This is a genomic window from Jeotgalibacillus marinus (genome assembly GCF_040801915.1).
Lineage (GTDB): Bacteria > Bacillota > Bacilli > Bacillales > Jeotgalibacillaceae > Jeotgalibacillus > Jeotgalibacillus marinus.
On sequence record NZ_JBFMIA010000015.1, the window covers coordinates 23241 to 47109 of the forward strand.

The window sequence follows — 23869 nt, forward strand, 5'->3', positions numbered from 1 at the left end:
CTGCCCCCCTACCATTTGTTTAATTCCTTAATTTTCTGTAGTTCGATGCGATATCTTATTAAAAAATTATAAGTTGCCATTGCATGACCAATTAAGGAAAAACTCTCTCCGTTTTCCATCGTACTCTGATGCCACCCTGTCTCATTATATTGATGATAGGTTTACTTCCTAAACCTAAACATTTTTTAAGTTTGGGAGACACGGAGGTAATAATCAACTGTATACATACTGAAACACCCCACCTTTAAAATTCTAAGATAAACGAGTTTATCCCACAGGTTGATTCTCGTTTTCGGTACTATGCTAGAAAACTGCACAGCTATGTAAGTGATGTACTTACTACCTGTTGACTAATTCACACGCATGCGGCTATCTCTTGTGAGTGATATTTACTAATCCTGTTCAAATCCTACCTTTCTAGCTAGTTCTTCTAGAGCTTGAGGTGATAACGATATTTGCTATAGCTAAAAAATAAGGAATAAGAAAAAAGTGCCACCCTATCCGTAGAATACTAGAAGGGTGGCTTCTTTTACTCTAAACTAAGTACCAATTAATTAGGTTCTATATAATCAACTTGAACTTGTCTATAAAGATTATTGGAATAAACCAGATCTGGTTTTAATTTGAGATTCCAAGAATTGTTGGGATCTAGCGAATCAAAAGACCTCGCCATTTTTTTTTTGTTACTTTGCACATTCTCTTGCCTGTTAAAATAAACTTCGATTCACTCCTTTATATTTTGATATATTCCTAATATGTATAATTCAAACCTGTATATATAAGATAAATGTAAGTAAGTACTATCTTACAACAAGAAACAATTTATGTAAACTTTAAATTTCAAGAATATTCAAATGACCTAAGGATGTGATTAAAGGGGTCTCTATTATCTCTTTCAAAAGACCACCATTAATCAATACAATAAGTGTATGAAACACTATGTATTTAAGTGAAGTGACAAAAGAATATAAGAAAAATGTGTCCTAAAAGAAGAGTTATTTCCACACATTTCACCTTTAGGATGAGAACATATTAATTTTCTTGGGGAATATAAATTCGATTCGAATAGATTACCAGCAAATTCTCTAAGACTATTAAAATCTGTAACATAAGCCAAATTCCTTAACGTACAGGTATTTTGGCTATATTTATGTCGATATTTACTTAGTGTACAAAATTTCCTAAATGTTGGAATTACCATAATTGGGGTTTACATGAATTATTTCATAATGTAAGATAGTTATTACTTACATATTTCTTGTATATACAAGTTTATTTAGACAGAAGGGAATCGATCTGACAATAGTGACATGGATACATTCAATGGTGGTACCCCCATATCATCGTGGACAGAAAACAAATGATGTTTTTACACAAAAACCGCCAGGTGGGTATAACGCTTGGCACAAATAGATGAGGTGATGCGGTGGATAGGGTAGATTAATGATGGCCAGTAATAATCAGAACAAAAACACACAAAAATAAGGGAGAAATTATTAATGACAATGGTTACAAGAAAAAGTATGTTAAGTCTATTTTCATCTTTGGTCATGTTATTGACGGTGTTTTCGTTTAATACGAGTGCGAGTGCGAATGCGATGACAGATACGGAAGAAACACCCGACCTATCTAACTTAGAGAATGTAGATGTTTCTGCTAGGTTTGATATGAATACAGATGGAGTTCAAGAACAAGAAGTATACGGTGATGACGGTGAAGTTATAGGGACTCTACGGGTTAAAAATTTGGATCAGGTTGCTAGTGCTAATGATCCGACTCTCATTCCTTTAGGAGAGTCGACGTTTGAGATTGAATTCGATGGTTCTTCAGACATAGTAAACATGATGAAGTTCGATGTGACAGTTAATGGTCGAGAATCTATGTGGAGTTGGCCTGTTAGTGAAATTGTCCGTGCAGATAATAGTGATTATGATTTAAAGAAAAATTTTCACTCGGATTATGAAGAAATTAATATTAGGAATAATTTAGAACATTCAGGATTTACACCGGCATGGGCACGATATGGAATAATCGTTTCTACAACAAGTCCCAGTTCCTTTGTTGGTTATGCTTTTTTGGACGCAAGAATGGAATACGGTTATCTAACTACATCTTTTGCATTTTATAACCTTGCCCCATAATGACAAAGCTAAGGCCGACTTATATTTTAATGGTCGGTCTTTGTTGTGATTCGTAATATGAAATTCACATGAGGTAATACACGATTCTACCCTTAACCCTCTCCCCCTGCAAACTCTCTATTCTTCAATTCAGGATGACCACCTTTTCGCCCTCTTGCCCTTGCAGATTCCAATCCTGCCTTATTGATCTTGTGGAGATATTGAGCGAACGTGGCATTCAATTTCAATCAATGATCATATTGATAAATCAACTGCACAAGGGAAATTCTGCTTCACTGTTATGAGGATTTTTTCCCTTTCTAAATTGTTTTAGGTGCAACGTTCAAGTGTTCAGCTAACTGCTTGTTATTCCCCCTTTAGGGATGGGAGTGTCAACTACTGTATAGAAATTGGCAGTTGGGTGAAAATATTGATATGATGGGCTGAAGGTTAGTAGTGCAAATTATCTGCTTTTTATTTTAGATCATGACGATCCCGTCTTTTTGAAAAAACTCTTTTCGCATATATTGTTTCTTTTTCAAAGAAAGAAATAATATACTAATTAAAAAGTGAGGTGTCTACGTATGGAAAAAGTATTAAAACAACTCGAACAAATAAACAAGCGACTCGATAATCTAGAAAATGATATAAACGAAATTAAGGAAAAAAATTCGTTAAAAAAAGAAAATGAAACAGTAGATAACCATTCAACTGAAGCTCGTAGTGTTATTGAAAAGCAACAATATATACGAAAACAGCCTTTGAAAAAATATTGTTATCCATACACCTCCCCACAGAAGGAAACGTTTTCTTTGTGGAGAATGTTTTTCACCACATAACCTATCCATACATTTTATGAGTTTTAAAAGATGTAGTTTTAGCTACATCTTTTAAAACTCATCTTCAATCACCTATTATTAAAAAATCTTATAAAGGGAAAGTTAATTGTCCCCCCCTTGAACCTTAAAGCAAGAAAAGAGCCCATTAAGAGGGCTCTCCTACTGTATAGAGTTATAAAAAAATTAATGTCTGGTTGGTTGAAAGGTTTTCAATCAAATAAAGCTTATCAAAAGCTGCCCGCAGGAACATTAACGGGATCACTTAGGTATACCTGTTCTCCATATCCCTCGTACACACCTAATCGTAATTGATATGATTTATCGTTATCATAGGAGTCAATTGTATACGAAGCACCTGAAATACTAGAACCACCAATCCATTCTCCATCACTGTAAACAGAAATACCATAATAAGGTAAGCCCTCGCCAGCAGGATGTTCTTCTGTATCAACTTCACCAAAGTACTTCAAGATATCAGATTCAGGATTATCCCATGTGACCTCGACTCCTTGACTACCATAATGCGATTGTATATTCGTTGGCTTAAGATTATCCGGATCTATCTGATCAACTTGTATCTTAACGGGATCACTTAGGTATACCTGTTCTCCATATCCCTCGTACACACCTAATCGTAATTGATATAATGTATCGGCATTATCATCGGGGTTAAAGGGAATTGTATACGAAGTACCTGAAGCACTAGAACCACCAATCCATTCTCCATCACGATAAACAGAAATACCATAATAAGGTAAGCCCTCGCCAGCAGGGTGTTCTTCTGTACCAACTTCACCAAAGTACTTCACGACCTCAGATTCAGGATTGTCCCATGTGATCTCAACAACTCCTTGACTGCCACCATCCGATTGTATATTCGTTGGCTTAAGATTAAGATCCTCTAAATGTTGATCTATCTTATCTACTTTAACGGGATCTCCCAGGGAATACATTTCTCCATGTCCCCCGTACACACCTAGTCGTAATTGATATAATGTATCGGCATTATCATCGGGGTCAAAGGGAATTGTATACGAAGTACCTGAAATACTAGAACTACCAATCCATTCTCCATCACGATAAACAGAAATAGTATAATAAGGTAATCCCTCGCCAACAGGATGAGATTCTGTATCAACTCCACCTGCGTACTTATCGATCTCTGATTCAGGATTATCCCATGTGACCTCGACTCCTTGACTACTATAATGCGATTGTATATTCGTTGGCTTAAGATTAAGATCCCCAAAATATTGCTCCGGATCTATCTTCTTAACCTCTACCGACGCAAAACTTTCCGCTCTATAATTATAAGGTGATGTTAAATCGGTATAACCAAAAAGGTCATGACCCTCATATCTTTTTCCCCATTCATCTACTTTATCTTTTAAGTCTTGAATGTTATCTCCAGGAATCATATAATAATTACCAACGAGTTGATAGACACCTGCGATGTAAGCTTGTCCCTCTGAATAATCTCCGAAACTATACTTGTCCGTAGAAGATGTCTCTTCCGTTACCGATATAGAAGTCTGAAAAGTGTTAGTTACTGATTGATTAAATGCTTGAGTATTTTTTACAGATAGAAACCCTATTTCATATGTCTGGGTATAACCTACTGTTTTAGCTAATAATTGGCTTTCCAACACAGAAACGCCTGAAGTATATGAAACTGAACGCTCTATCGAATTTCCAGCGGTACTTAAATAAGATGGACTAATCAAATTCCAATATCCCTCAAATGCTAATTTTGTGCCTTGAGCAAAGGATGAGTTTGGATCAATCATGAGTGTACCTATATATTTATCCGGATTGTCATTGTCATTATATAAAAGCTTATCCCTAACAGTTTCCGAATCATCCATAAATCCTAAGACGACATTTTTACCAGTTTCAGGGTCTATAATCTCTGGTATCTGATCACGGGGGCCAGTCCCTAAGTTATAGTAGAGACTATTATTTCCACTACCATTATGAACTTCTAGTATACGTTCATTTTCAAGGACTATTACTGTAGGTTTATACCCATGGTCATATCGGTTAGTTAGGCTATCTTCACTATACATACTATACCATATAATTTTACCACTTACGTAAACCCCTAAATCGTAAATAAGAGAACTTCCATAACTACTATTATGAATTTCTAGTACATCCCCATTGGGAAGTACTGTGACAGAAGGGTCTTTTCCCGTAGTGTATTGGTTATCATCTATATTATACCAAGTAATTTTGTTACTACCGTAGTAAACCCCTAACTTGTAATAAAGGTCATTTCCGTCGCTATGAACTTCTAGTATTTCACCCGTGTCAAGTACTGTGACAGAAGGTTGTTCACCAGTGTCATATTGATTATCTATACTATACCAATCCATTGTCCCATCATCTTTGTATTTACCTAAATTGTAATAAAGGTCATTTCCATCGTTATGAACTTCTAATATCTCACCTGTGTCAAGTACTGTGACAGAAGGTTGATTACCAGTGCCATATTGATTACCTTCACCATTCCAGTCCATTGTCCTATCATCTTTGTATTTACCTATATTGTAATAAAGTTTATTTCCGTCGTTATGAACTTCTAGTACATCCCCATTGGCAAGTAAAGTTACAGAAGGATTATCACCATTGTTATATTGTTTTTCTTTAATCTCCCACCAATCCATTGTCCCATCCTCTTTGTATTTACCTAAATTGTAATAAAGATTATTATTTCCACCACCATTATGAACTTCTAGTACAATCCCATTGGCAAGTTGTGTGACAGAAGGTTGTTCACCACCGTCATAATGTTTTCCACTGTCTGTTTCAAACATATTACTAACAAACGAATCACCAAAGCTATCTGAACCGTATAACTCAATTCCGACAAAATCTAATAGATCTGATTCAACTAAATTTCTTTCAGGATATGTGTCCTTAGGTAGACCCATGTTATAAGAATTGACAGGTAATACATCTTCTAAGAGTGGTAATAAACCATTAGAAGCATTAGAAGCATTAGAAGCTTTATTGTAAATTATTGTTTCTATGTTGGATGGTTCCTCCGCCGCTAATACAGTGGTCGGACTAACAGCAGGGATCATACTACTTACGGATAGTCCAGTGGCTAATAATATAGATAATAATCGTTTACGTGACATTCTTGTTTCCCTCTTCCCTTATTTTTGATTAATGGGGTAATTGCAGGCAATAATACTGCGATTGACAAAAGACTAGCAAGTAAACGCTTTCTTTTCCTCGCTCTCTCTTTATCAGATTATAATTGCATAGTTAAAAGCACTGGAAACATCTCTTTTAGGCTTCCCTCCCCCCATGTTCACAAAAAATTGATCTTTCTTATACCTAAAATGAAAGATATGAATGTCTATCATTTTTAATTATTATTAAGTAATTTTTCATGAAAGTCAACAAGAATATACTAAAAAAAGAAAAATTAAATAAATAGAGAAAATTATGTTTATGAACAAAAATAATAGATATATAAATCTATCATTTTTGATTTATCAGGCCATCTTTATTTTTTTAAGGAAAAAAATTATAATTTTCTCCAATACTCAAATGGTATTTAGGCTGTCTCTAAAATGACCTATTGTTACAGACCTACCTTATTGCACCATGCAGGAATTTTGACTATATCACTTTATATCTAATTTTCATCCTTCATCTGTTTTGGATCTTAAGCGTTTTTAGAACACGTATCATTGTCAAATCCACTCTCATTAACAGCACGATGATATTTGGAAACATCAGCAACCACATGAAAAATATTTATTCGTTTTGGGGGCTTGTTATTTCCTTTAGCTTAATGGATGGGTACGGAAGATTCGAGTGAACCTATCATGCACATGGTGGGGTTTTTCTTTCATCTCAAATAGAGTGTACCCTATCGAGACGATTTTGAATGACCGATATACCAATGATAGAAAGAGATTCATATCACTTTATTGAAAATTCACAAAATATACATAGAAAAAATTGCAAGAACGGAGTAATATGAATATTACCAATTATTTATATAAATAAAAATTTTATAAGGTTGCGTACTAGCAACAATTCTATGACGCACCAAGTCTTATTTGAAAGAATTTCATTACACGATAAACAGGGGTAACCACAATAATATTTAAATTAATCAAAATATTCTAACAAAAAAGGAGGGGTTCGTTTGGTTGATTGACTTATGGCTTGCTAGTCGTCACAACACCATCCATCACAAACTGATTTCACGCACAAAAAAATCGTAAATCTAACGAAAGGAGCTACTAAGACGAATATACCGTTTTTACAGAACGATAAGGTATATATGTAGGGTAGTCTACATCCGAATTTACGCCTGTGGGGTGCTATACAAACCGTTGTAGCGAATAAGTGGCAAAGCGGAGTACAAAGAAGCAGGAAACCGTCTGGCATGAACGAATGATGACATTTGTTTATGTTTATAGTAGCAGGGATACCAAAAATGAATTTTCCAAAAAAAGCAGTTACGGCTTCAGCTTTAGTAGCTGTATTAGCAACGAGTACGATCCTTCCTAATTATACCTTCGCAGCCGATAATCAAGTTATTGCTTCTGTGAAAACGGATGATATTACACTTGCACCAACAAATATTCAAAATGTGCTCAATAGTTTAGCAGCAAGCAAGTTAATAATGAATGCAAGTGAAACAGCTATAACAACTCAAGGAAACGTTCATCTTGATATTATGCCAGAACTTGCAGACTACCAACAAGAGGCTAGAGAACATGCTACGTACTATGCCGATAATCTTGATTATTTATTATTAAGTGCAAGCAAAGATATCATCGACTTTGGTAATGAATTCAACAACTATTATGACTCACTGATCGCTACGTTAGATCGGATGGAAACGGATGAAACGGCTAAAGATCAATTTTTAACAATGCTTGAATATTTACAACGAGATATCCAGACACACCGGGATGCTATCAATGATACCCGTCTTACTTTTCAGGACTACAAAGATTCCTTACAGGATGATCATTTTAATTTCCAAAATGCCGCTACAACAACAATGAACGAAATAAAGTTAGATGATCGCGTAAGAGAATACGTGCTAGACCAGATGCATGAATTAAACGGAGAAATTACAAATGAGAGCAATGTCTTAATACCAGAATATATTGAGGCAGGAGTTGTTGGATTAGAATTAACGATATTTTTGATGGCCCCTCATGGCGCATTAGCTGCATTAGGAATTGGTTTAGCGACAGGTGCAATTACAACTGGGACGATTCTTGGAAACATAGGACTACAAGAAAAGCAGGAAAAGCTTAATGACTTAATGGATGAATATTATGACACCATGAAAGACCTAGATGGATTAGAGCTACAAGCTGCGGCATTAGAAGTAATACAAGGTCAGTTAAACAGTTTTTACGAAAGCAATGATGGCATCATTCATGCTACAAGGGATTTATATTTTCAATGGGATGAAGCCTATCAAGGAATTCAAAAGTTAAAAGATCAAATTAAATCAGGGGAGGTTAATACTGACGCGATTAAGGGTCTTCTAGAAAATGCAAAACAAACATGGGGAAACAGCAAAGATCAAGCTGACTATATCGACAATCAATTAAACCTTGTTGGCGACATTAAAACAATCGAAATAGGTGAAAACAGTTAAGTGTGAAATCGCGATGGCGAAACAAAGTAATTTAAGAGGAGTGTTGAAGCAGGAGAATTATAATCCGTCTTACAAAGCAACCAATTAAGAAGGTGTTGTGATATTTCCCAAAACATTGCAAAAGTGGCGTAGGCATCGGATAGAATCGTGAGGGTTGCCTCCATTGTGTGAGAGGCGAAAACCAAGCAAACAAATAGATAACGAAAGGAGAAGCTACTGAGACGAATATACCGTTAACGATAAGGTATATATTAGGGTGATCTACATCCGAATTTACGCCTGTGGAGTGCTACACAATCCGTAAAGTGGCAAGGCGGAGTACAGAGAAGCAGGAAACCGTCTGACATAAACGAATGATGACATTTGTTTATGTCTATAGTAGCAACGATGAAATGAAAATCACAAAAAAAGTACTTACAACATCGGTATTAGCACTAGCAATCTCAACTAGCTCTATTCCTTATAATGTTCTTGCAAAAGAAGTTGTACCATCAGGTGAAATACAACAAGACGAAGCTATTTCACTTGACCCATCCGAAATCGGTAATAGGGCACAACAGCTAATAGCTGATAAAATTTCATTAGATATTTATGCAAATACGATTTTATCACAAGGGACAATCAAAGACCTAGATTTAAACGACGGTCAGGAAATTAAACATGTACCAATAAATGAGCATCAGCAATCAGCGAAAGAAAACGCTACTTATTGGCAGGATGAACTAGAACCTGAACTAATTAGAAGGAACTTAGACATTAAAGATTTTTCGCTGGAATATCAAAACTACTACGATACACTTTACGGATTATTAGATAATTTTAGGGTTGATGACTTTAAAACAGTGATTGCTTATCTTCAAGAGGATATCAGTACACATGTTGCTTCAACCGATGAAACAATCCAACTACTAACTGATTTTAAAAATGCAATCAGCGTTGACTCCACTAATTTAAAAGATGATAAAGGAGTCATTGATTTATGGGTTGGCGTAAACGGAGAAGACGGTAAAGCTGTCGAACAATTAAACCGCGATATAGCTAGCTATGAACAAGGGATGGATGAACTAAGAAATACTTTGATTTTGGAAGTAATTGGTGGCGCGACCTTATCATCAGTATTGCTTATAGGTGCTCCTATCGTTTTTGCACTTGCACCAGAAGCATCGCCCTGGCTCATAGGTGGTATGGTTACTGGAGGATTATTAACTGCAGGAGGCACTGCAGCAGGTGGTGTTTTAATACAAAACCAAATTGGCAATCTAAATAAAGAATACCACGATGCACTGTATCAGTTGAATGATTTACAAGCCCAGTCGGCTACTGCCAAAATAGTTGAAGAACAGGTGTCATTAATGGTTGACCAAATCGATAATGCTATTGTAGCTATTAGAGATATAAGATCTACATGGGTTACGATTGGTGATGACTTTTCTAACCTAACAACTCACTTAGATAACTCAGCAGACCGTGTACTTGTAGCTAAAAACGAGCTAGAGGTAGCTTTTGAACAATGGACAGATATTGAGCGACAAACGGATCTACTCAATGCTTTTGGGAATGCCCAGACAGTAGACGACCTAGATTCTTATCAATTTAATGCACCAAATAATTTTGTAGCGAATATAGATGGCGATCGTCTTGACCTTCAGTGGAATAAACCGACCTATGCTGAAAGCATAGACGGAGATAATATTACTTATAGTATTTTACTAGATGGAAAAGTCATCGAATCTGGTTTAAGTGATACGAGTATCACAATAACAGGCGCTGATAAATTCCCAACAGGTGACCACGAATATGCGGTCAGAGCTTTTGATGGTATTGTTTATTCAAATACAGCCTTTATCCAGGTTACGAAATAATAGAAAAGAGAAAGCATATTAGGCAGCCTGAGTTCTATATTCATAAGGGCTCAGGTTGTTTAATTTCTTCTTGAATCACTGATGATTATAGTAACAAATTTAGGGATATAAATTTCCCATCCTAATCATTATTAATTTTCTTTTTCTAGGAGGTTCAGATAATGTTTAAAAAATCAGTTACTATTTCTCTAATAACTTTATTATTTATAAATATCATCATCCCTTACAACGCTTTTGCATCAGAGACTTCGGCCTCTCCCCTATCAGAAAGTGAACTTTCACTTACGTCCGACGATTTACAGAATGAAATACAAAATCTGTCAGATCATATCTTGCAAATGAAAAACTATGCAACTTTAATTTTAGAACAGCCTGATATAGATTATGGTAATATACCAGAGCATCAGCAGACTGCACGTGCAAACGCCACAACCTGGATTGACGAACTTAAACCACAAGTAGTTAGAGCTCTCACGGACATCGTTGACTATAGTAATCAATTTAACAGGAAGTATGACCAGTTAATTGAACTCGCTAGCGATATTAACGACGATTTAGATGATAGAAGTGCATTTATAGAGGTATTGACAGAATTGAATGATAGTGTTCAGAAGAAATGGGATTTCGTTAATGAAATAAACCCGGAGATAAAGGAATTCAGCCATTCAATCCTTGAAGATTATGAACATTTTAATGATGATTTATCAGACATTCCGACAGAAATAAAAACAGAAAACACGATAAGAGACGGCTATGAGGATTCTAATTTAGTTGATTGGGTTAATATCGGTACAAAATACGATTCTGGAAAAAGACCCTCTATAGCAGTAATGGAAGATGGGACGGTCATCGAAGTACATGATAGTGGCCATGGTGGCTTATTTTATAAAACAGGAAAATTAAACGGAAGCAAGATCGATTGGGATTTTAGTGGTGGGAAGAAATATGATTCAGGGTATAGCCCGAGTATAGCAGTCACTAAAGATGGAAAGATCATTGAAGTACACGATAATGGTGGGTCCAGCTTATTTTATAAAACAGGAAAATTGAATGGGAGTAAGATCGATTGGGATTTTAGTGGCGGAAGAAAGTATGATAGTGGAAAACGACCTACCGTAGCGGTAAGGGACGATGGGAAGATCATCGAATTACATGATAGTGGCCATGGTGGCTTATTTTATAAAACAGGAAAATTAAACGGGAGCAAGATCGATTGGGATTTTAGTGGTGGGAAGAAATATGATTCAGGGTATAGCCCGAGTATAGCAGTCACTAAAGATGGAAAGATCATTGAAGTACACGATAATGGTGGGTCCAGCTTATTTTATAAAACAGGAAAATTGAATGGGAGTAAGATCGATTGGGATTTTAGTGGCGGAAGAAAGTATGATAGTGGGAAACGACCTTCCGTAGCAGTCAATGAAGACGGTAATATTACTGAGGCTCACGATAATAATATGGGTGGCTTATTTTATAAAACAGGAAAATTAAATGGGAGTAAGATCGATTGGGATTTTAGTGGTGGCATAAACTACGATACAGGTTACAGCCCGAGTCTTATTGAAGTTGAAAATGGAACGATTATTGAAGTCCACGATAATTATGGTGCTAATCGTTTATTCTTTAACATTGGACACAATATGTTACGAAAGACAACATTGAAATTATCCGAATTATATGAAGTTCAAAGCGCTTTGGAAGAGACAATCGATGTGATTGATGGAATGAATAAGGCCTTAATCTTTACGGGATTAATTGACGAATGGGGAATTTTGGATTATCGATTAGAACGACTAATAGAGATACTTAATACGACAGAAGAAATAGATAGTCTGGCTATAATAGCTCAATTAAATTATGCGAAGGCCACTTGGGAGGACATACGAAATATTGCACTGAATACGTTAGCAACGTTCCCGGAAAGTTAAAGTAATTACCGAATTATTATTAGTACCAAACTTAACAAGCTAATCGCAAGCACACGCGATTAGCTTGTTATTGTATATTGTATGAATCCTTTTTAAAGACCTATACAACAACCAAACCGTTTCCTACCATAATAGACGAAGAAATGATCTCAAATTGGTGATCAATGCACTCTTGAACCAGAACCAAAATTTCTCAGGTTGAACTTCCTCAACTTCCTCAATAATTCTTCCTTCTACTGTTGGTGCTACAGGATTATGTGTGTCTAAATACTCCGTGAATAATTCCCAGTCAACGATGAATAAATCATTCATACGTCCATCTTCTTTTGCATTCTTTAACATTTCAAATCCGTCTCCACCATCTGCTGTAAAGGCATTTGTGGCTACTGTATATGTTTTATCAAGCTGAATGCTTTCAAAATTATTATCTGTTTTCACTTCAACTGACCATACTCTTTCCCCTACTGGCTTGTTCACATCGTACTTAAAGTGAATGCCTGAAACTTGCAGGAATCTACCTTCCCCTGTTTCAACTCCACTTACACCGTGCTCTAGCGCATCCCATAGTTCTTGACCTGTTACGTCAAGCGTTACAAGTTGGTTTCCAAACGGCATAACCGTTAATACTTCACCTAAAGTGATTTCACCCTTGTCAATAGATGCACGAATTCCTCCACCGTTTTGGATCGCAATATGAGTTGGTACTCCAACTTCATTTGCTTTCGCAACCATCGCATCAGTTATCAGGTTTCCAAGGTTCGTTTCTTTCGAACGAATATCTTCACGTACTCCATTTAAATCGACATCCGTTGTTCCTACTACCTGGTTACTCACTTCTTCTAGTGGCTCTTTGTATTCTGCCACCTTCTGTTCTGCTTCAGCGTTCTTCTCATAGTCTTTTAATGTTAAAATTTGTCGATTATAATCTGTTACGACACCATCATCATCAAATGTTACGTCTAATAAGCCTAGATATTTCAAATTATCTCCTGCTTGAACGATCAGTGTAGGCTCGTCTTTTTCAATTTCAATTGCTTCTTCTAAAACTGTATGAGAGTGACCACCTACAATTACGTCAATTCCATCTACTGCTTCTGCTAATTCGATGTCCGCTGCATTACCTAAGTGTGATAGTCCAATCACCTTGTCAATACCAGCGTCTTCGAACATTTTAACCGCTTCTGTAGCAGACTCAATGGCATTTTCAAAGACGATATCGTCACTTGGGCTTGAAAGATTTTCAGTTTCTTCTGTTGTTAAACCGAAAATACCTACTTTTTCGCCGTCAAATTCTTTTACGATTGCAGGATAGATCTTTCCGCCCATGCCTTCCGTAAAGAAATCATCCATAAACAATCCGTTTAAGTCTGAATCGTTTGTTACATCAACGTTCGTACTCACCATTGGGAAATTCATTTCTTTAATAAAGTCCCCAAGCGTAGCGGAATCTTTATCAAATTCATGGTTTCCAAATGTCATAGCGTCATAGCCTGCTTGATTTCTAAAGTATGCATCCGCTAATCCTAAATATTGACGGAAGTATAAAGTTCCGGAGAACACATCCCCTGCGTCAAGTAATAAAGAGTTTTCTTTCTCTGCGCGCAGTTCTTCAACCGCCGTGATTAACTGTGGATAACCTTCTACCTGCGCATGCGTGTCATTTGTATGCATAATAGAAAGGGTAAATGGTTCATCAGATTGAGATAATTCTATTTGAGCAAGTAATGGATCGTGGTCACTTGCACGACCGTGCTCCTCCATATAAGGAGAGTTAATATTGATAATGTCAATCTCTGCATTAGCAGCAAGACGATTAGACACTAAGATATGATCAAGAACTTGAGCATTCCCTTGATACGTATACGTGTACCTTTCTTCCTGTGGAAGCATTTCGACTAGATTTGTTAATTCGTTTCCTTTTAATGTTTCTATCGATGAAGAAAATTCAAAATCATTTAAATCTCCTAAAACAACTACATTTGCATTTTCATTTTTAGACTGAATATCAGTTACAAAATCATTAATGATTTGGGCAATTTCTTGACGTTTTGGCACACTTCCTAGGGTAGGGGGCTGATTTTTACCAAATAACCCCTGATCCCCTCTTTTAGAATTAAAATGATTGGCAATGACGATAACATCCTCACCGTTAAATGTAAACTGTGCAGCTAATGGTTTACGACTAGAATCGAAGGCTGAATTAGTTGGGTCTACTCTTCCAGGGTTCAAAGTCAGAGAACCATTTTCATAGCCAACAGCCGTTGTTGCATCACCTGCCGTACCTTGAGCTAAGTCAACTCTCTCCGTGTTATAAAGGAAACCTACTCGAATGTTTCCACCCGGTTTTCCCCCATCTTGCTTATCCTCAGGAGCAATTTCAGTCCAAGCATACGTTGGTCCACCGAAACCTGCTATAGCATCACTAAGCGCTTTATAGTTGGCAGCCGCAGTGACGACTTCATCATCCGTATCACCACTATCATCTTGCATCTCAACTAGCCCAATGATATCTGGAGATTTTAAGTTAGAGACAATAGATTGAGCAATCTTATCACGTTTTTCTGTATCATCTGCATCAAAATTCTCGATATTATAACTAGCAACCGTTAACTTTTCGTCTACCTTTTCAATTGTCGCTACATCCTCAGTAAATGGATGTTCCTGTAACTCAGGTAGCGAAGATGAACTGACTAATATTTTATAATTAGTGTATGAGTAACTTACAACTCCAGTAACGGTTCCGTCAAACGTATCACCTGTCTTCACGACATAGTCATTATCATCGAGTAAAAGGAGCATTTTTTCAGGGTTTTGATTATCCTTCGTTAATAATGGAGCGCCCTCCTTTGTATAAGATTTCCCTTCAACTTGACCAAGGATCACAGGCACTTCTCCATATTTTTGCGGACCAGTAACAGTAGGATTTTCCAGAGAAACAAGCATACCTTCTAGACTTTCATAGAAGTCAATCCCATCTTCTTGCGGGTCAAAAGTATTAAATTCATCATTATCTATTATTTCAGTTGGAGGAATAACATCTTTACCAATCACAACCGCATCAGGTAAGGAGTTCCCACTGGAAGTAACGGCAACAGTTTCAGCATTAATTTCAGTCATTGATAAGTCAGTATCAAAGCGATCATCATATCCATCCAGAATCCACTCTTTCACTAAACCATTAACGGAAACTTCATCGCCACTAACTACTCCATGATTAGGTCTGTATACAAGTATACCTTCTGAAGTGTTAGGATTATCATCAGGAGACTGCTCTTGCATATAGAAATTATTACTGTCTACTACATAAGTAACAATTCCTGTAACTCCCTTTACATTCTCCCCAACAAATGGAGATTCGTGGCTTTCACCTTGAATATCGTGAATTTTTAAGCCTTCCATTCCTTCGAATGGTTCGTCAACTGGTGGTTCCCCCGGTTCCTCTCCATCAAAAATGACAGACGTAGGACTTTTCAATCCAGGAGCTCCAAAATATGCTTGAAGTGATCCTGTAATGACAACGGACTTTCCAATGTTGTCAGGATTTGTTTGTAAGCCAAATTTTGCACGAAGTTCACTTGGAGAAGATGGCAACTGAACTGGTAGGATTTTACTAGGATCCGTTTCATCCACACGATCTGCAATTGCAATATTCGTATCAGCATTAAATGGCGCCTCTTGATCATAACTTGGGCCACTATTCGTATACCCGACAATATAGCCTTTAACAGTAGCTGAACCTGCATTGTTATCAATTGCCTCTTGAACAGTAAGAATTGTAGAGGCGTATGTTAATGCATTTAATGGCACAATATAACTTACGAGTATCGTAATTACGGTCGCCAATGTTAAAAGCTGTTTCATATATTTTTTCAATTTTTCCCCTCCTATATGTATATTAAACTGTTAGACAAACAACATAACGGCAAAGGCTATACTACAGAAGCTGTTCAGTTGATAGTAAAATATGCATTTAACGATTTGAGTTACACCGTATTGAAGCAGGAGTTATGCCTCATAATATTGGGTCAATCCGAGTGCTAGAAAAATCGGGTTTTCTAAAGAAGGCATAGCCTTTTGCTAACTTGCATTTTGAACGTAAAACAAAACCCCTCTACCATTTGGCGGAGGGGAAATGGAAAATGATTCAAATGATTATTGGACTCCAACTGCATCAAATGCTGCTGTTACATCTACGACTTCAGGACCATTCGCTCCATATAAATCAGTAGCTGATTGGATAAGAGATGAGCGTAGCTGACTAAACGTAGAAGATTCAGTTAAATACTGTGTCAGTGCCCGATAATAAATTTGACCTAATTTATCTCGACCAATGCCTGTAACTGTAATACCAGAGTGTGCGCCACCTTCACTAATTAAGTAGGCTGCCTTATTGGGAATTCCGCTATTTGTATGAACTCCACCAGAATCTAGCGTTCCTGTATATCGATCTGAATAATGGTCTGGATCATCATATTTAGTTGGATCGGACATTGAACGAAGCGCGTCATTATCTACCCCTGGTGTATAAATATCTTCACCTATATCCCAGTCAGGGTTAATACCCTCGTGAAATTCAGTTAATGTACCAAATACATCCGACATCGATTCATTGATTGCACCTGATTCGTCTTGATAGATTAAGTTAGCGCTATAATCTGTTACTGCATGAGTTAATTCATGACCAACTACATCAAGACCTCCAGATAGTTCGACGAAGTTACTTCCATCACCATCTCCGTAAATCATTTGTGTGCCTACCCAAGCAGCATTATTATAATTTCTACCAAAATGCACAGTAGATTTTATTGGTGCACCATTGTCATCAAAGCTATCTCGACCAAAGACATCTTTATAAAAATCATATGTGACTCCTGCATAATAATGGGCATCGACTGCAGCGCGGTCATAACTTGATGTGAATTCATTATCAGCATCTACCCAGAGACTTCCTGGTAATCTAAAAAAATAGTTTCTTTCATTAATTTTATTTGCTGCGTCATAAGTAAATATCCCATTGCCACGTGTGTTGTCAATCAATGAATACGCTGAGCCATCAAAGGAAGTATTCAGAGTCTTTTGGTCTCCTAACACGCCAACACCCGTACCAATCGAATCTTCTGCTGTATGAATATTACTATATTTCGCCAACACTTCACCCGTTACGGCATCTACAAAATAATCTAAGTTTCCTAGTTCAGGATAGAAGAAAAGAAAGTTTACTGCATAAGCATAGTTTGCAGTGTCACCGTCAGTGAAGATGACTCGTTCTGCCTTCGGATTCTTTTCGTATTCAGGTGTATCAGGCAAGGAACCTATTAAATTTTCCTCTGCAATCGCAATCGCATCTTTTTTGGTTACTTTTTGTTCTTTCTTTAAGGAATTCTTTTTATCTAGTTCAGGTAGGGCAGTACCAGAAAGGGCAGTGAGCACACCATCTTGATCAATATGTGCTGTCAAAGTCGCACCGAATACGGGCGTTCCTTTGAACACTTGTTGTAATCGAATAAACGTGTAACCTAAATCATCCTTCTTTTTTTCTTTAGTAACAAACGAGTTTTTGGATAAACCATTGATTTTAAAGAGATCTTTTTTGTTATCAATATAACTAAACAATATGTCTTCAGGATCGTTATTTGAAGGTTCTGTTAATTTACCTGAAATAAATTCAGGTGCGTTAACTTTCTCACTCCAGCTTGTCTTTTCTAATGGATCGGTAGGTTTAGCTGATACATAACTTGAAGAAGGAGCAACAAAAGCTCCAAGTGCTAATGAACTCGCCAATACCGTGGTAACTAATTTTTTTCTCTTTTTCATTTTTTTCACCTCATTATTTTTTTACGATTCTCTGAGACTAAAGACTAAGACGGGGCGATAGTTGTGAAGAAAGAGACGACGTGTATCCTGGCACCTTAGCCTTTTGATGTTTATGCGAGTAATCAAAAAAACAAAATAAGGATTTACCCATTGAAGAAGTGTTAATACTGCAAAAACATCATTTTAACCTCCTTTCGCTAATCGATTCAGTTCATAATCTATTAAGGGGAAATTTGAAATCAATAATTTCTCAACATAATATCATCCTTTGATTTTATTATTTTTGTATAATGAATTGATTCCTGTTAAATCATACCACAACATTTCTCGTTGAAACAATCAAAATATTTCGACAAACTTATACACTAATAGTATGACTACGACCCTAATGATAACTTGCGAAGGCGGTTGAAGTCGATACAGGGGACTACTCAACTCACAGATTCATGTCCGAGTTGCAATAGTGATTCCTTTTTATATCATTTAATTAAACTACATATTAAAAATATTATAATTTCAATGTCGATGATTGACATCAATAATTTTGTTAACATAATATCATCCTTTGGTTTTATTATTTTTGGAAAGAGAATTTTCACTTCATCACAAACACATCGAGTGCTTTTTTACTACAGTTTCGAAGTTAAACCCTTTTGAGTTAACTCTTTTTTAGTCTTTAGGCATATCTGTTAACAGAATTAATTTTTCATTTGTCACGATGTATTTAGATACCAAATTGCTTGGGTGTTGTGAGGCAAATTTACACAAAAAAATCAGCCCTCCATTACCATCAGGAGAACTGATTCGAAACTCTTTAAAGGTGATAATTCGTCTTTTCAATAAGGTCTTTGTACCAGAAATAACTATCTTTCTTTGTTCTCTTAAGTGTTTGAAAATCGATATGTACGAGACCAAACCGCATGTCGTATCCTTCTGCCCATTCAAAATTATCTAGCAATGACCATGCCATATAGCCTTTAATATTGACTCCTGATTGAATGGCACGGTTGACATTGGCGATATGAATTTTCATATAGGAAACTCGTTTATGATCTTCCACTTTCCCATTTGTTACCCCGTCGTTATAGCAAGCGCCATTTTCAGTGATGTAGATTGGTACGTCACCATATTGATTTTTGATATAGAGGAGTAATTGATAAAATCCTTCTGGATACACTGGCCAGCCAATATCGGTTCGATCGTAATTGAAATCCAAATTTTCTATATGAAATAACCCATTGCCTTCTTCATACCTTGCTACATTTCCAGTATAATAATTGATTCCCATAAAATCGATACGACTAGAAATCACTTCCATATCCCCTTCTTGAATAGGAACAGTGACTCCTTCTTGTTCCTTAAACCATTTCACTAAAAATGGTGGATATTCTCCTTTAAAAACCGGATCCATAAACCACTCAATATGCCATCCATTCGCTCTTCGCACCGCTTCCTGATCTTCCTCACTCGTCGAATAGGCTTGTGCCCACCCTGCATTGGGTGCGTATCCTATTTCAGCCGAATCATCGATTTTCCTTAAAGATTGTACAGCTCGACCATGTGCTAGGAGAAGATGATGACCGATCGTTGTAGCTAATTGAAGATCCTTATATCCTGGCGCGTGGATACCAAGATAGTTTGATAGAAACGAAGCACACCACGGTTCATTGATTGTAATCCATTTTTTGATTTTTCCTTTAAAAGACCTAAATATCGTTTTTGCATATTCGTCAAACGCATCAATGGTCTCTCTATTTTCCCACCCTCCTCTATCTTGAAGAGCTTGCGGAAGATCCCAATGATACAAAGTGCACATTGGTTCAATATTATTTGCAATCAATTCATCTACTAAACGGTGATAATAATCTAGACCTTGTTGATTAAGTTCGCCATCACCATGTGGAAAAATCCGAGGCCAAGCCACTGAGAAACGATAGCTGGATACACCTAACTCTTTTAATAACTTAATATCCTCTTCATATAAGTGGTAGCTATTGCACGCCACGTCTCCTGTGTCTCCATTTTTTACGTTTCCAGGGGTTTTAGAAAAGGTATCCCATATGGATGGTCCTCTCCCACCTTCCTTTGTCGCTCCTTCGATTTGGTAAGAAGCCGTTGCTGCTCCCCATAAAAAATTTCTTGGAAAATCAATCGTACTCATTCATATACCTCCCTAGATTTTGGTGATAGGTAGTAGGTAGAAATAATCGGCAGAAAGATTGAATAAATAGAAATCGCAAAGAGGCTTCCTGAAATAATCAGTATAAAAGGAGACATCATGATTCCTACACTCAATAGGATCAATACAAGAAGCATCAAAAATGTTCTCTTCCATTCAATCCATAATAGGAAAAAACTATTTTTTAGCACACCTCTTATTGTCAAATCGACTCTCATTACCTGTACAATGATATACGGAAGCATCAGTAACCAGATAAAAAAGAAAAGGACTGAGAACACATAGAGGACATCACTCAGCGGCATCACAATCGTAGCCGAAAACCACGCATCCAACGCCAAAACGACTAAACCTGCGATCCATATTCCTGAGATGAGTAGACTAGTCGCATGTGCATGTTTTTTAAAACTAGAATGAAAGGATTTTAAAAAATAGGGGGTGAGCCCTTCCTTCTTCCATTTATGCATAATCTCCATTGTTGCTGCAAGTGCAGGAATAAAGGTAACAAAAAGAAGAGAATAAAAGAAAAGCATGATGTTTAACAAAACGAATGAAGCAAACATTTCCATTACACCTAAGAAACCTTTCTTCAATTAAATCCCCCCTTCTATCTTGATTTATTCAATGCTGCCCCACAGCTTTCTCTTACTGTAAGTTCCGGATCGACAAGTATAGACCGGCTTGTATTTTTCTGATCGATTAAGTTACACAACAGCTTCGCAGCTAACATGCCTATTTTTTCTTTGTCTTGGCGAATCGTGGTAAGTTTCGGCTCAGCAAATCTGCACGCTTCAATGTCATCACAACCGATAAATTTCACGTCTGTAGGAACGTGTAACCCCTCTTCACGAAGCGCTCGTATCGCTCCAAGGGCCATCAAATCAGAAAAAGCATAAATGAGTTCCGGCAGTTCTTTTTCTTGGGAGATCATTTTTTTCATCATGCGGTAACCTGAGTCTTCATAATAATCACCATAGGTCACCCACTTTTCATCGATGGGCAGGCAAAATTTATTCATCGCCTCTCTGAATCCTTCTTCTCTTAGCATGGATATCCGTGAATCATGTGTGCCACCAATCATTCCAATACGATCAATGGAATTCATATAGGCATATTCCACAACCAAATGCGATATTTTATGATTATTTGTCATCACATAGCTTGATTGATCACCTGTTAGCTCAATATCAATTCCCACACACGGAATCGTGCTATGATCAAGTTGACCAATAGCATCTTCTACCACATCACCCGCAACAATCAACACACCATCAACGTTATAATGCAGGCAACGTGATAAATAGTTATTTTTATATTGTTCATTTGAAAAGAAAATAAAGTCGTAACCAAGAAGCCCCATCTGAGTTTTAAAACTATTCAACACTTGGTTAAAGAACGGATGAGAAAAGTCTACATTGATCTTGCCTGCATAAACAATTCCTATTAAATTTGATTTTTTTGATGCTAGACTTTTGGCAGAGTGAGTAGGCGAATAACCGGTTTCCTCGATGATCGCTTTCACTTTATCTTTTGTTGCTTTACTAATATTACCGTTATTATTCATAATCTTAGACACGGTAGCTGCAGAAACTCCAGCCAACATCGCAATGTCTTGGATTGTATATCTCTTTGTCATACAGTCATCTCCTGAACTCTTCTCTCATTAAAATCAACTTTTCACTGCACCTTGTGTTAAGCTCTTGATAAAAAAACGGTTGAAGATAAGAAAAATGAGAACTAACGGTACGGTAGCCCAAAACGTTCCTGACAAGATCATACCGTTATCCTTTACGTACGCATTCATCAATCCTCTTATCGCAATTTGAATCGTCTGTACCGATTCATCTCTTAACACGACAAGCGGCCATAAAAAGTCATTCCACATATACATGAATTTAATTATAGCCAATGTCGCAAAAGCAGGCAGAATAATCGGCACGGTAATGTTCCAATAAATGCGGAAACTTGAACAGCCATCAATTTTAGCCGAATCCATAAGTTCATCTGGCACATTACTCGCTATATACTGTCTCATCCAAAATATACCGAACGCATCGATTAACCCCGGAACAATCACTGCTTTTAAATCATTCAGCCATCCTAATTGAGTAATAATATAATACTGAGGGATAAGGCCTAGTTGCGGTGGAACCATCATCGTAATCAACAAAAGTCCAAACAATACATTCTTTCCTTTAAAATGAAACTTAGCAAAAGCAAAGCCTGCGATCGAACATAAAAACAACACACCAAATGTCGTCAAGGATGACACAAGAAGTGAATTCCACATCGCTCCGAAAAAATCGATATTGCTTAATACATTTTTAAAATTTGTCACTAACTCCGAACCTGGTAAGTAAGCAGGTGGCACACGATTGATCACACTATTATGATTGGTCGCCATGACGAACATCCAATAAAACGGGAAGACCGACAAAAACGCGCCAATGATCAGAACGGTATATAAACCAATTTTTGATAGAATGTTGGACATTGCTAATCTCCCCCCTTATTTGGATAATTTGTTGACGAGTAACGAGTTCACCGTAGCAAATATAATAATGATGAAAAATAGAATAATCGCCGAAGCGGAAGCTGTACCAAATGCCATATTAGAAAATGCTTCTCTCCATAAATAAAGGACAACTGTTATTCCTTCTTCTCTCATCGAACCTCCCAAGAACACCAACGGTTCTGTGAACAATTGGAGCGATCCGATCGTTGACAAAAACACAGTGAAAATAATAATCGGTTTTAACATCGGGATCGTAATAAACCGTATTTTTTGCCATACGGTCGCACCATCGATGGTTGCTGCTTCATAAAGGTCATTTGGTATCCCTTGCATGCCAGCTAGATAAATAATGGTGTTATACCCTAACCAACGCCAAAAAACCATCACTGCGATCGCAATTTTTACACCCCATTCGTTCGTTTGCCAATTCACTCCGTCTAGACCAATTGCATTAATAAATACATTCGCAAGACCAAAATCTTGATTGCTAAAAATCACACCAAAAATGATCGCAACGGCAACGGTAGACGTAACATAAGGCAGAAAAAATGCCGCTCGAAAGGCACTTTGAAACTTCACAAGAGCTGAATTTAATGCGAAGGCAAGAAAAATCCCTACAATTAGCTGTGGCACTGTACCTAATACACCTATAATAATCGTATTGGAAAGAGCTTTCCAAAAAACAGGATCTTTCATAACGAAGACAAAATTTTGAAATCCTACATACTCCATTTCACCTAAACCATTCCACTTCTGAAAACCTAAATAAAAACTAAATAACATTGGAAACAAACCGAAAATCGCAAACAAGATAAAAAATGGCGAAACAAATATATACCCCGCTAATGATTCTTTTCTTTTCTCCGTCCACCTTCTTTTAGGTGAATGCACCTCGACGCTTCGCATCGCTTTCTCTCCCATCTAAGAAAGATGAGATCAATGAAAGCTTAAAAGGCAAGCCCATT

13 protein-coding genes and 1 pseudogene are annotated in these 23869 nt (G+C 36.9%); 6 read left to right on the plus strand and 8 right to left on the minus strand.

Translation table 11 applies throughout. The features are described from left to right. The first annotated feature begins 1499 nt into the window (after positions 1 to 1499). A complete protein-coding gene (locus tag AB1471_RS13340; RefSeq protein WP_367780266.1) occupies positions 1500 to 2141 on the plus strand; it encodes a hypothetical protein in 642 nt (213 codons plus the stop codon). Positions 2142 to 2704: 563 nt separating this feature from the next. Then, positions 2705 to 2959 (plus strand): hypothetical protein, encoded by a 255-nt coding sequence (locus AB1471_RS13345; protein ID WP_367780267.1) that lies wholly within the window; start codon positions 2705 to 2707, stop codon positions 2957 to 2959. Positions 2960 to 3186: 227 nt separating this feature from the next. Here AB1471_RS13345 and AB1471_RS13350 read toward each other — a convergent pair whose 3' ends face one another. Continuing rightward, a complete protein-coding gene (locus AB1471_RS13350) occupies positions 3187 to 6102 on the minus strand; it encodes a hypothetical protein (protein WP_367780268.1) in 2916 nt (971 codons plus the stop codon). A 1319-nt stretch (positions 6103 to 7421) separates the two neighbouring features. Here AB1471_RS13350 and AB1471_RS13355 point away from each other — a divergent pair. From AB1471_RS13355 to AB1471_RS13365, 3 genes are all read left to right on the plus strand, one after another. Beyond that, the gene (locus AB1471_RS13355) at positions 7422 to 8606 is read left to right on the plus strand and encodes an HBL/NHE enterotoxin family protein (RefSeq protein ID WP_367780269.1); all 1185 of its coding nucleotides are present in this window, start codon (positions 7422 to 7424) and stop codon (positions 8604 to 8606) included. A 353-nt stretch (positions 8607 to 8959) separates the two neighbouring features. Further along, positions 8960 to 10468, plus strand: coding sequence for an HBL/NHE enterotoxin family protein (locus AB1471_RS13360; protein WP_367780270.1), 1509 nt, complete (start codon positions 8960 to 8962; stop codon positions 10466 to 10468). Positions 10469 to 10629: 161 nt separating this feature from the next. Next, positions 10630 to 12396, plus strand: a complete 1767-nt coding sequence (locus tag AB1471_RS13365; protein WP_367780271.1) for an HBL/NHE enterotoxin family protein — start codon at positions 10630 to 10632, stop codon at positions 12394 to 12396. A 123-nt stretch (positions 12397 to 12519) separates the two neighbouring features. Here AB1471_RS13365 and AB1471_RS13370 read toward each other — a convergent pair whose 3' ends face one another. Next, a complete protein-coding gene (locus tag AB1471_RS13370; RefSeq protein ID WP_367780272.1) occupies positions 12520 to 16269 on the minus strand; it encodes a 5'-nucleotidase C-terminal domain-containing protein in 3750 nt (1249 codons plus the stop codon). Between the two features lie 30 nt (positions 16270 to 16299). Here AB1471_RS13370 and AB1471_RS13375 point away from each other — a divergent pair. Further along, a pseudogene (locus tag AB1471_RS13375) lies at positions 16300 to 16460 on the plus strand (GNAT family N-acetyltransferase); the annotation flags it as partial. Between the two features lie 88 nt (positions 16461 to 16548). Here the strand turns inward: AB1471_RS13375 and AB1471_RS13380 are convergent. The 6 genes from AB1471_RS13380 to AB1471_RS13405 form a co-directional block, all read right to left on the minus strand. Beyond that, on the minus strand, positions 16549 to 18210 hold the full coding sequence (locus AB1471_RS13380; RefSeq protein ID WP_367780273.1) for a M4 family metallopeptidase: 1662 nt from the start codon (positions 18208 to 18210) through the stop codon (positions 16549 to 16551). A gap of 814 nt (positions 18211 to 19024) precedes the next feature. Beyond that, positions 19025 to 20371 (minus strand): GH1 family beta-glucosidase, encoded by a 1347-nt coding sequence (locus AB1471_RS13385; protein ID WP_367780274.1) that lies wholly within the window; start codon positions 20369 to 20371, stop codon positions 19025 to 19027. Beyond that, the gene (locus tag AB1471_RS13390) at positions 20368 to 20982 is read right to left on the minus strand and encodes a DUF624 domain-containing protein (RefSeq protein ID WP_367780275.1); all 615 of its coding nucleotides are present in this window, start codon (positions 20980 to 20982) and stop codon (positions 20368 to 20370) included. The genes AB1471_RS13385 and AB1471_RS13390 overlap by 4 nt, the downstream gene beginning before the upstream one ends. A 14-nt stretch (positions 20983 to 20996) precedes the next feature. Continuing rightward, positions 20997 to 22025, minus strand: a complete 1029-nt coding sequence (locus AB1471_RS13395; protein WP_367780276.1) for a LacI family DNA-binding transcriptional regulator — start codon at positions 22023 to 22025, stop codon at positions 20997 to 20999. A gap of 33 nt (positions 22026 to 22058) precedes the next feature. Continuing rightward, positions 22059 to 22883 (minus strand): carbohydrate ABC transporter permease, encoded by an 825-nt coding sequence (locus AB1471_RS13400; protein WP_367780277.1) that lies wholly within the window; start codon positions 22881 to 22883, stop codon positions 22059 to 22061. A 15-nt stretch (positions 22884 to 22898) separates the two neighbouring features. After that, positions 22899 to 23810 carry a carbohydrate ABC transporter permease gene (locus AB1471_RS13405; protein ID WP_367780278.1) on the minus strand — a complete coding sequence of 304 codons (912 nt, stop codon included), beginning with the start codon at positions 23808 to 23810 and terminating at the stop codon, positions 22899 to 22901. Between the last annotated feature and the right edge of the window lie 59 nt (positions 23811 to 23869).

Bases quoted from the DNA above. Each gene is read 5' to 3' on its own strand.
- AB1471_RS13340 (WP_367780266.1), top strand. From the start codon at position 1,500: ATGACAATGGTTACAAGAAAAAGTATGTTAAGTCTATTTTCATCTTTG.
- AB1471_RS13395 (WP_367780276.1), bottom strand. From the start codon at position 22,025: ATGACAAAGAGATATACAATCCAAGACATTGCGATGTTGGCTGGAGTT.
- AB1471_RS13355 (WP_367780269.1), top strand. From the start codon at position 7,422: ATGAATTTTCCAAAAAAAGCAGTTACGGCTTCAGCTTTAGTAGCTGTA.
- AB1471_RS13380 (WP_367780273.1), bottom strand. From the start codon at position 18,210: ATGAAAAAGAGAAAAAAATTAGTTACCACGGTATTGGCGAGTTCATTA.
- AB1471_RS13365 (WP_367780271.1), top strand. From the start codon at position 10,630: ATGTTTAAAAAATCAGTTACTATTTCTCTAATAACTTTATTATTTATA.
- AB1471_RS13345 (WP_367780267.1), top strand. From the start codon at position 2,705: ATGGAAAAAGTATTAAAACAACTCGAACAAATAAACAAGCGACTCGAT.
- AB1471_RS13385 (WP_367780274.1), bottom strand. From the start codon at position 20,371: ATGAGTACGATTGATTTTCCAAGAAATTTTTTATGGGGAGCAGCAACG.
- AB1471_RS13350 (WP_367780268.1), bottom strand. From the start codon at position 6,102: ATGTCACGTAAACGATTATTATCTATATTATTAGCCACTGGACTATCC.
- AB1471_RS13400 (WP_367780277.1), bottom strand. From the start codon at position 22,883: ATGTCCAACATTCTATCAAAAATTGGTTTATATACCGTTCTGATCATT.
- AB1471_RS13405 (WP_367780278.1), bottom strand. From the start codon at position 23,810: ATGCGAAGCGTCGAGGTGCATTCACCTAAAAGAAGGTGGACGGAGAAA.
- AB1471_RS13360 (WP_367780270.1), top strand. From the start codon at position 8,960: ATGATGACATTTGTTTATGTCTATAGTAGCAACGATGAAATGAAAATC.